This is a genomic window from Cellulosimicrobium sp. BMG9.22, assembly GCF_059159975.1.
The window spans coordinates 1-9,857 of record NZ_JBZGBY010000055.1 but is presented as its reverse complement, the minus strand read 5'-3'; the positions used below and the strand labels follow the sequence as shown (position 1 = coordinate 9,857).

Annotated in this window: 10 protein-coding genes; 9 read left to right on the top strand and 1 reads right to left on the bottom strand. The window is 73.3% G+C overall.

The features are described 5' to 3' along the window. The first annotated feature begins 138 nt into the window (after positions 1-138). Together AC4H2H_RS19510 and AC4H2H_RS19505 are read left to right on the top strand one after the other, a co-directional pair. Positions 139-612, top strand: a complete 474-nt coding sequence (locus AC4H2H_RS19510; protein WP_494372492.1) for a hypothetical protein — start codon at positions 139-141, stop codon at positions 610-612. Position 613: 1 nt separating this feature from the next. Next, positions 614-1,204 (top strand): hypothetical protein, encoded by a 591-nt coding sequence (locus AC4H2H_RS19505; RefSeq protein ID WP_494372491.1) that lies wholly within the window; start codon positions 614-616, stop codon positions 1,202-1,204. Positions 1,205-1,232: 28 nt separating this feature from the next. Here the strand turns inward: AC4H2H_RS19505 and AC4H2H_RS19500 are convergent, their stop codons facing one another. Then, positions 1,233-2,696 carry an NAD(P)H-quinone dehydrogenase gene (locus AC4H2H_RS19500; RefSeq protein WP_494372490.1) on the bottom strand — a complete coding sequence of 488 codons (1,464 nt, stop codon included), beginning with the start codon at positions 2,694-2,696 and terminating at the stop codon, positions 1,233-1,235. Between the two features lie 119 nt (positions 2,697-2,815). On the opposite strand from AC4H2H_RS19500, the gene AC4H2H_RS19495 reads away from it, so the two are divergent. From AC4H2H_RS19495 to AC4H2H_RS19465, 7 genes are all read left to right on the top strand, one after another. Continuing rightward, positions 2,816-3,667, top strand: a complete 852-nt coding sequence (locus AC4H2H_RS19495) for a purine-nucleoside phosphorylase (protein WP_494372489.1) — start codon at positions 2,816-2,818, stop codon at positions 3,665-3,667. Between the two features lies 1 nt (position 3,668). Next, positions 3,669-5,513, top strand: coding sequence for a phospho-sugar mutase (locus AC4H2H_RS19490; RefSeq protein WP_494372488.1), 1,845 nt, complete (start codon positions 3,669-3,671; stop codon positions 5,511-5,513). A 94-nt stretch (positions 5,514-5,607) separates the two neighbouring features. Next, the gene (locus tag AC4H2H_RS19485; protein WP_494372487.1) at positions 5,608-5,796 is read left to right on the top strand and encodes a ribbon-helix-helix protein, CopG family; all 189 of its coding nucleotides are present in this window, start codon (positions 5,608-5,610) and stop codon (positions 5,794-5,796) included. Positions 5,797-5,802: 6 nt separating this feature from the next. Then, on the top strand, positions 5,803-6,186 hold the full coding sequence (locus tag AC4H2H_RS19480) for a type II toxin-antitoxin system death-on-curing family toxin (protein WP_494372486.1): 384 nt from the start codon (positions 5,803-5,805) through the stop codon (positions 6,184-6,186). 73 nt (positions 6,187-6,259) lie between these two features. After that, positions 6,260-7,321 carry a deoxyribose-phosphate aldolase gene (gene deoC, locus AC4H2H_RS19475; protein WP_494372485.1) on the top strand — a complete coding sequence of 354 codons (1,062 nt, stop codon included), beginning with the start codon at positions 6,260-6,262 and terminating at the stop codon, positions 7,319-7,321. 23 nt (positions 7,322-7,344) lie between these two features. Beyond that, positions 7,345-8,805 (top strand): aldehyde dehydrogenase family protein, encoded by a 1,461-nt coding sequence (locus tag AC4H2H_RS19470; RefSeq protein ID WP_494372484.1) that lies wholly within the window; start codon positions 7,345-7,347, stop codon positions 8,803-8,805. Beyond that, positions 8,805-9,749, top strand: a complete 945-nt coding sequence (locus AC4H2H_RS19465) for an aldehyde dehydrogenase family protein (protein ID WP_494372483.1) — start codon at positions 8,805-8,807, stop codon at positions 9,747-9,749. The genes AC4H2H_RS19470 and AC4H2H_RS19465 overlap by 1 nt, the downstream gene beginning before the upstream one ends. The last annotated feature ends 108 nt before the right edge of the window (positions 9,750-9,857 follow it).

Below are 9,857 nucleotides of genomic sequence, written 5' to 3'. Positions count from 1 at the left end.
TGCGCAGTCGACCCCAGAGACCACGGCTCTACCTCGGCGAACCACGGCTCTACCTCGGCCGACCGGGGTTCTATCTCGCGCGACCACGGTTCTACCTCGACGGACCACGGTTCTCTCTCGGCGGGTTAGGGTCGGCGGATGCGCATCGAGCTGACCGTGACCGAGGCCGTGGAGATCGCCCGCGCGACGGGCGGTCTGCCGCCGTACGTGCGGTCGGTGTCCGGGGAGGGCGACGACGTGCGCGTCGTCGTCGACCTGCGCGAGGTGCCCGACCCGCCGTCGGCCCTCAAGCTCGCGGCCCGGCTCGTCCCGGTCGTGCGCGCGACGTTGCGTGTGGAGTCGGTCGTCGCGGGGACGGCCGTCCTCGCGGTCGAGGCCCACGCCGCGGGGCTGCCCGCGCACAAGCTCCTCGGGTTCGTCGAGGGGCCGCTGCAGGGCGCGCTCCGCAGCAAGGGCCTCCCGCCGGAGGCCGTGCGCGTCCTGCCCGACGCGCGCGTCGCGATCGACGTGCAGGCGCTGCTCGGTGCCGCCGTCGAGCGCACGCTTCCCGGACTCCAGGTCACCGATCTCGCGTACTCGGATGGGACGCTGCGCGTCGACGGCCAGCTCTGACGTGGACGGCCGGGAGACCGGGCCGACGGCGGTCCCGGACCTCGTCCTGCTCGGCCCTGCGGCTGTGGGCAAGTCCACGTTGGGTGAGCTCGCCGCGGAGCTGCTCGAGACGCGATTCGTGGACCTCGACGCCGTCGCCGACGACTACTACCCGGAGGTCGGGTGGAGCGTCGACCGGCTCGTCGGACGTATCGCCGCAGTGGGCCGGGTCGCGGCCGAGCGGGAGTGGGAGCCCGCGCGGGCTCACGCCGTCGAGCGCGCGGTCGGCGAGCACCCGGGCACGGTCCTCGCCCTGGGTGCCGGGCACGCGTCGTTCACGGACCCGGCCAACCTCGCCCGCGTGCGCGCAGCACTCGCGCCCGTCCCCCACGTCGTCCTCGTCCTGCCCTCCACGGACCGTGACCGCGCGCTGGACGTGCTGCGCGCCCGGGCGATCGCCTCGAAGGGGAGGGACTGGATCTCGGCAGGCCACGACTTCCTCGCCGAATGGTTCGACGACCCCGGGACCCGCGCACTCGCGCACCGGACGTTCGTCACCGGCGCGGAGGAGCCGGGCACGAGCGCCCGACGGCTCGTCGCATCACTTGCCTGACGGCGCCGTGCTCCCGCGCGTCAGCGCCTCAGTCCTCGCGGTGGTGCAGCATGCGCGCGACCTCGGCGATGGACCCGGACAGCGACGGGTAGACGGTGAAGGCGGAGGCGACGTCGTCGACCGTGAGGCGGTGCGAGACGGCGAGCGTGATGGGGAAGATCAGCTCGCTCGCGCGCGGGGCGACGACGACGCCGCCCAGCACGACGCTCGCCTCGGGGTGCGCGAAGAGCTTGACGAAGCCGTCGCGCATGCCGAGCATCTTGGCGCGGGGGTTGCGAGCGAGCGGGAGCGTCGTCGTGACGTACTTGCTGTTCTGCGCCTTGAGCTGCTCCTCGCTGTACCCGACGGTCGCGATCTCGGGGGCGGTGAAGATGTTCGCGGCGACGGTGCGGAGCTTGATCGGCGCGACGGCGTCGCCCAGCGCGTGCGACATGGCGACGCGTCCCTGCATCGCCGCGACGGACGCGAGCGGCAGGACGCCCGTGCAGTCGCCGGCCGCGTAGACGCCGCGCACGGACGTGCGCGACACCTTGTCGACCTCGACGTGGCCGCTGGGCGTGAGCCGGACACCGGCCTCCTCCAGCCCGATGCCGTGCGTCGAGGGGATGGCGCCGACCGCGATGAGGACGTGCGAGCCCTCGACGACGCGGCCGTCGGCCAGGGTCACGCGGACGCCGTCCTCGGTCCGCTCGGCCGACTCGGCGCGCGAGCGGGACATGACGGTCATGCCGCGCGAGCGGAACACGCCCTCGAGCAGCTCGGCGGCGTCGGCGTCCTCGCCGGGCAGCACGCGGTCGCGGCTCGACACGAGCACGACGTCCGAGCCCAGCGCGTTGTAGGCGCCCGCGAACTCCGCCCCCGTGACGCCGGACCCGACGACGATCAGGCGCTCCGGCAGCTCCCTGAGGCTGTAGAGCTGGGTCCAGGTGAGGATGCGCTCGCCGTCGGGCTGCGCCGTCGGGAGCACGCGCGGGGTGGCGCCGAGCGCGAGGAGGATCACGTCGGCGTCGAGCGCGAGCGGGTCGGCCCCGCCCTCCGGGGCGTCGACGACGACGCGCTCCGGGCCGTCGAGCCGTCCCTCGCCGACGACGATGCGCACTCCCTCGCGCTCGAGGCGCGCGTGGATGTCGGCCGACTGCGCGGCGGCGAGCGCCATCACGCGGGTGTTGACGGCCTCGAGGTCGACGATGTGCCGCCGCATCGCCGGGTGCTGCGCCTTCGCGGTGTCGACGGGGAGGCGGATGCCGAGGTCGGCCGCGCGTTCGGCGATCGTCATCCAGTCGGCGGTGGCGATGAGGGTCTTGGAGGGGACGACGTCGGTGAGGACCGCGGCACCGCCGAGACCCTGACGCTCCACGACGGTGACGTCCCCGCCGAGCCGACGGGCCACGAGAGCCGCCTCGTAACCTCCGGGACCACCTCCGACGATCACGATCCGCGGCGCGGTCCGGGTGGTCAGGGGGTCAGTGCTCTCGGTCGTCACGGAGGTCATTCTGTCAGGCCGTCGGGTCGGGGCCTGACGGCGTGCGAGGCTCCGCGAGGCGCGCGACACCGGCCTGCCGGGCCCTGCTCGCCAGGTCACGGCCCGCGCGACGGACTAGCCTTGCGAGCATGACGACGACGCCTGCGAGCACACCCACGCTCGACGACCCCGGCACCGACCCGTTCCTCGTGGCCCGTGCCGCCGCCGACCACATCGCGGAGGCCACCGGCGTCGACGGTCACGACATGGCGCTCGTGCTCGGTTCGGGCTGGGGCGGCGCCGCGGAGCTGCTCGGCGACGTCGTCGCGGAGGTGCCGACGCACGAGATCCCGGGCTTCTCGGCGCCGACGGTGGCGGGCCACCTGTCGGTGACGCGCTCGATCCGCGTCGAGCGCGCCGACGGGTCGGTGCGCCACGCGCTCGTCCTCGGGTCCCGCACGCACCTGTACGAGGGCAAGGGCGTGCGCGCGGTCGTGCACGGTGTCCGCACCGCTGCCGCGACGGGCGCCGAGACCGTGATCCTCACGAACGGCTGCGGGGGTCTCGACCCCGCGTGGTCCGCGGGGACGCCCGTGCTGCTGGCCGACCACATCAACCTCACCGGGCGCAGCCCGCTGGAGGGCCCGACCTTCGTCGACCTCACCGACGTCTACTCGCCGCGCCTGCGCGAGCTCGCGCGCCGCGTCGACCCGACCCTCGACGAGGGCGTCTACGCGCAGTTCCCCGGCCCGCACTACGAGACCCCGGCCGAGGTGCGCATGGCGGGCGTCCTCGGGGCGAGCCTCGTCGGCATGTCGACCACCCTCGAGGCCATCGCGGCCCGGCACTGCGGGCTCGAGGTGCTGGGGTTGTCGCTCGTGACCAACCTCGCGGCCGGGATCAGCCCGACGCCGCTCTCCCACGCCGAGGTCATCGAGGCCGGCCAGGCCGCGGGCCCCCGGATCAGCTCCCTCCTGGCCGAGATCGCGAAGCTGGTGTGACATGACCGACCGCACCGCCGGGTACCGGGCCGACGCCGCCGACGACCCGGCCTTCGACCCCGGCATCGACCGCTCGGCCTTCCTCGAGCGGGTCGCCGCGTGGATCGAGGACGACGTCGACCCCCACGACCAGGCGGAGCTGCGGCACCTGCTCGACCTGGCGGACTCGCCCGACCCCCGCAAGCACGACGTGCGCGTGGCCGCGTCCGCCGAGCTGCTGGACCGGTTCTCGGGGCCGCTCGAGTTCGGGACCGCCGGGCTGCGGGGCCGGATGGCCGCGGGGCCGCACCGGATGAACCGCGCCGTGGTGATCCGCGCGGCGGCGGGCCTGGGGGCTTACCTGATCGACACCCTCGGCCCCGCCGGCGCGGGTGGTGCGGCGCGCCCGCGCGTCGTCGTCGGCTTCGACGCGCGGCACCGGTCGCGCACCTTCGCGGTGGACAGCGCGGCCGTACTCACGGCGGCGGGCGTCGAGGTCCTCGTGCTGCCGTCGGCCCTGCCGACGCCGGTGCTCGCGTTCGCGGTGCGCCGCCTCGGCGCCGACGCCGGCGTCATGGTCACCGCGAGCCACAACCCGCCCGCCGACAACGGCTACAAGGTCTACCTCGGCGGACGCGTCGTGACCGGCTCGGGCCAGGGCGCGCAGATCGTCCCGCCGTACGACGCCCGCATCGCGGCGGCGATCGACGCCGTCGGCCCGGCACGGTCGGTGCCGCGCGCGCAGAACGGCTGGACGGTCCTCGGTCGCGACGTCGTCGACGCGTACGTCCGGTCGGTCCTCGCGCTGTCCGACGGCGTACCACGCCGCCTCAAGGTCGTCACCACGGCGCTGCACGGCGTGGGCGGCGAGACCGTCGCGCACGTCCTGCGGGACGCGGGCTTCGCGCACGTGGTCCCGGTCGAGGAGCAGCTCGACCCGAACCCCGACTTCCCGTCCGTCGCGTTCCCGAACCCCGAGGAGCCCGGCGCGATGGACCTTGCGCTCGCCGTCGCGCAGGACGCGGGTGCCGACGTCGTGCTGGCCAACGACCCCGACGCGGACCGGTGCGCCGTCGCGGTGTTCGACCCGCGCGTCGGGACCTACCAGGGCGCGGAGACCGCGCGGTCGAACGGCTGGCGCATGCTGCACGGCGACGAGGTCGGCGCGCTGCTCGGCGAGGACGTCGCCCGGCGGGCCGCCTCCTCGGGGGCACCTGGCGGGGTGCTGGCGTGCTCGGTCGTGTCGTCGCGCCTGCTGGCACGCATCGCGGCCGCGCACGGCCTGGGCTTCACGACGACGCTCACGGGCTTCAAGTGGATCTCCCGCGTCGACGGGCTCGCCTTCGGGTACGAGGAAGCGCTGGGCTATTGCGTCGATCCCGAGAACGTGCGCGACAAGGACGGCATCAGCGCCGCGCTGCTCGTCGCGCAGCTCGCGAACCGGCTCAAGGCCGAGGGGCGCACGCTCGTCGACGCGCTCGACGACCTCGCACGCGCGTACGGGCTGCACGTGAGCGACCAGCTCTCCGCACGGTTCACGGACCTCGACCGCATCGGGGCGACGATGACGCACCTGCGCTCCGCTCCCCCACGCACGCTCGCGGGCGCCGGGGTGTCTGACGTCGCGGACCTGTCCGCCGGGCTCGACGGGCTGCCGCCCACCGACGGCGTCCGGATCCTCACGGCCGACGGGACGCGTGTGATCGTGCGCCCGAGCGGGACCGAGCCGAAGGTCAAGTGCTACCTGGAGGTCGTGCTGCCCGTCGCCCCGGACGCGTCGCACGACGACCTCACGGCCGCCCGTGCGGCCGCGCGTGACCGCCTCGACCGCGTGAAGGCGGACATGCAGCGCGCACTGGGTCTGTAGCAAGAAGAGCCGGGCGGTCCTCAGGAACGGCACGCCCCTCCGGTGATACCTTGGTGATACCAGAACCGGTAGAGACGGGGTGTACACCATGGCCATGACCCTGCGCCTCAGCGAGGACGAGGACCGTGCGCTCGAGGAGATCGCTCAGCGCGAGGGGATCTCGAAGCAGGAAGCGGTCCGGCGCGCGGTCCGCGCCTACACGGACGAGCGGAACCGGATGTTTGAGACGCTGCTCCCAGAGGGCCTCGAACGCTATCGACCGGTCCTGGACCGCCTGAAGTAGCCCGCGATGACGACCTACCTCAGCCCGGCGCAGATCCTGAGGATCGCCGGGGGACTCCTCGGGCACGAGCCCGAGGTCCGCGACCTCGGACTGCTCGACTCTGCCCTCCACCGTCCGGCGAGCTCGATGATGGGCACGGAGCTCTACCCGACCCTCGACCTCAAGGCCGCTGCGCTGCTCGACTCGGTCGTGAACAACCCCGCGTTGATCGACGGGAACAAGAGGCTCGGGCTGCTCGCCGTGCATGTCTTCTACGGTCTGAACGGCTATGACTTCGACGCCCCGCACGAGTCCCTGTACGAGCTGATCATGGCGTCGGCGGACGTCTCGGGGCGCGACATCGAGAAGATCGCGGCAACGCTCGAGACGTGGCGCGCGCCGCGCCGTTAGTTCCGTGCGTGGTCGCCCCTGGATCGAGGCCTGCTCACCCGCAGAGCACCGTACCGACGGGTAACCTGGTGCGATGAGCACAACGACACCGACGGCGGTCGCCGAGACCGGCCCGGCGGGCTCGACCACGGTCCCGGCGACCCCGGGATCGGCCGACCGGCACGCAGCCGAGATCGCCGACATCGCGCGCTCCGTGACGGGCTCCGCCCTCCTCGACGACACCGCCTGGCGGCGCTACCTGCACGGCCTGCCGGGCGTGGACAAGGTCGGCGCCGACGGTCGCGCCGCGGCGCTCGGCACGCGCTCGATCAAGACCACGTCGAAGGCCTGGGCGCTCGACACGATCATCCGCATGGTCGACCTCACGACGCTCGAGGGCGCCGACACCCCGGGCAAGGTACGGTCGCTCGCCGCGAAGGCCGTGCGGCCCGAGCCGGCCGACCCGACCTGCCCGTCGGCCGCGGCGGTGTGCGTGTACAACGACCTCGTCCCCGTCGCCGTCGAGGCCCTCGCCGGGACGGGCGTCAAGGTGGCCGCGGTCTCGACGGCGTTCCCGTCCGGGCGCGCCTCCCGTGCCGTCCGCCTGGCCGACACGCGCGAGGCCGTCGAGGCCGGCGCGGACGAGATCGACATGGTCATCGACCGCGGCGCGTTCCTCTCCGGCCGCTACTCCCAGGTCTACGAGGACATCGTCGCCGTGCGCGAGGAGTGCCGCGCGAACGGCCACCACGCGCACCTCAAGGTCATCCTCGAGACGGGCGAGCTCGCGACGTACGACAACGTGCGCCGCGCATCGTGGCTCGCGATGCTCGCGGGCGCCGACTTCATCAAGACGAGCACCGGCAAGGTCTCCCCCGCGGCGACGCTCCCGGTCACGATCGTCATGCTCGAGGCCGTGCGCGACTTCCGCGCCCTCACCGGCGTCCCGATCGGCGTCAAGCCCGCGGGCGGCATCCGCACGTCGAAGGACGCCATCAAGTACCTCGTCGCGGTCAACGAGACCGCGGGCGGCGACTGGCTCGACCCGGCCTGGTTCCGGTTCGGCGCCTCGTCGCTGCTCAACGACGTGCTCATGCAGCGCAACAAGCTCGCCACGGGGGCCTACTGGGGCCCTGACTACGTGACCGTCGACTGAGCGGGACAGAGGACACCAGCACCATGACCAGCACCGCATCACCGTTCGAGTACGCGCCCGCACCCGAGTCGCGCGCCGTCGTCGACATCGCGTCGTCCTACGGCCTGTTCATCGACGGCCAGTTCACGCCCGCGTCCGACGACGGCTCGTTCAAGACCGTCAACCCGGCCACGGAGGAGGTCCTCGCCGAGGTCGCCGAGGCGACCGAGGACGACGTCGACCGCGCCGTCCGTGCCGCACGTCGCGCCCAGGAGAAGGTCTGGGGCCCGATGCCGGGCCGCGAGCGCGCCAAGTACCTGTTCCGCATCGCGCGCCTGCTCGCCGAGCGCTCGCGCGAGTTCGCGGTGCTCGAGACGCTCGACAACGGCAAGCCGATCCGCGAGTCGCGCGACGTCGACGTCCCGACGGCGGCCGCGCACTTCTTCTACTACGCCGGCTGGGCCGACAAGCTCGAGCACGCCGGCTACGGCCCCGACCCACGACCGCACGGCGTCGCCGCCCAGGTGATCCCGTGGAACTTCCCGCTGCTCATGCTCGCGTGGAAGATCGCCCCGGCGCTCGCGACCGGTAACACGGTCGTGCTCAAGCCCGCCGAGACGACGCCGCTCACGGCGTTGCTCTTCGCCGACCTGCTGCGTCAGGCCGAGCTGCCGCCCGGCGTCGTGAACATCGTCACCGGCGCGGGCGCCACGGGCGCGGCGCTCGTCGGGCACCCGGGCGTCGACAAGGTCGCGTTCACGGGCTCGACCGCCGTCGGCAAGCGCATCGCTCGGGAGATCGCGGGCACGCGCAAGCACGCGACGCTCGAGCTCGGCGGCAAGGCGGCGAACATCGTGTTCGACGACGCGCCGATCGACCAGGCGATCGAGGGCATCGTCAACGGCATCTTCTTCAACCAGGGCCAGGTGTGCTGCGCCGGCTCGCGCCTCCTCGTCCAGGAGACGATCGCCGAGGAGCTCGTCGACCGGCTCAAGTCCCGTCTCGGGACGCTGCGCGTCGGCGACCCGATGGACAAGAACACCGACGTCGGCGCGATCAACTCGCCGCAGCAGCTCGCGCGCATCACCGAGCTCACCGAGGCGGGCACGGCCGAGGGAGCGACGCGCTGGAGCCCAGCCTGCGAGCTGCCGTCGTCGGGGTACTGGTTCGCCCCGACGCTCTTCACCGGCGTCTCGGCCGCGCACCGCATCGCACGCGAGGAGATCTTCGGCCCCGTGCTCAGCGTCCTCACGTTCCGCACGCCCGCCGAGGCCGTCGCCAAGGCGAACAACATCCCCTACGGCCTGTCGGCGGGGATCTGGACGGAGAAGGGGTCGCGCATCCTCTGGATGGCCGACCAGCTGCGCGCAGGCGTCGTGTGGTCCAACACCTTCAACCGGTTCGACCCGACCAGCCCGTTCGGCGGGTACAAGGAGTCGGGCTACGGACGCGAGGGCGGCCGGCACGGCCTGGCGCCCTACCTGATCGAGGGGAGCACCTACTGATGGCCCGCAGCACGAGCGCCGCCCGCACGACGACGGCCCGCACCGCGCCCGCCCCGGAACGCCTGGGCGTGCGCAAGACGTACAAGCTCTACGTCGGCGGGAAGTTCCCGCGCAGCGAGTCGGGCCGCACGTACGAGGTGACGGACAGCAAGGGCCGCTTCCTCGCCAACGTCGCGCAGGGCTCGCGCAAGGACGCGCGCGAGGCCGTCGTCGCCGCGCGCGCCGCGCAGGCGAAGTGGGCCGGCGCGACCGCGTACAACCGGGGTCAAGTGCTCTACCGTGTCGCCGAGATGCTCGAGGGACGCCGCGACCAGTTCGTCGCCGAGGTCATGGCGGGCGAGGGGCTCACCGCGCGCCAGGCCGAGCTCGCCGTCTCCGAGGCGATCGACCGCTGGGTCTGGTACGCCGGCTGGACGGACAAGGTCGCGCAGGTCGCCGGGTCCGCGAACCCGGTCGCCGGCCCGTACTTCAACATGTCGTCCCCCGAGCCGACGGACGTCGTCGTGGTCCTCGCCCCGCAGCGCTCGTCGCTCCTGGGCCTCGTCTCGACGATCGTCCCGCCCCTCGTCACGGGCAACGCCGTGATCGTCGTCGCGAGCGAGCGGCGGCCGATCCCCGCGGTCACGCTGTCCGAGGTGCTCGCGACGTCCGACGTCCCGGGCGGCGTCGTGAACGTCCTCACGGGTTTCACCAAGGAGCTCGCTCCCCCGCTCGCGTCGCACCTCGACGTCAACGCGATCGACCTCGCGGGCGCCGTCGGCGCCGACGGCGTCACGTGGGGCGAGCTCGAGGCCGCCGCGGCCGACTCGGTCAAGCGCGTCCTGCGCCCCGCCGTCGGACGCCGCGGCGACGACGCCGAGCCCGACTGGACGGAGTCCCCGCGCCCCCAGCGCATCCTCGCGTTCACCGAGACCAAGACGGTCTGGCACCCCAAGGGCATCTGACCGCACCACCACGACCGGGGTGGGTGCCGCCGTCCGACAGACCGCGGCGCCCACCTCGTTCCGCGCGACCAGCCGCCCACCGGCGACCATCGTTCTACCTCGGCGACC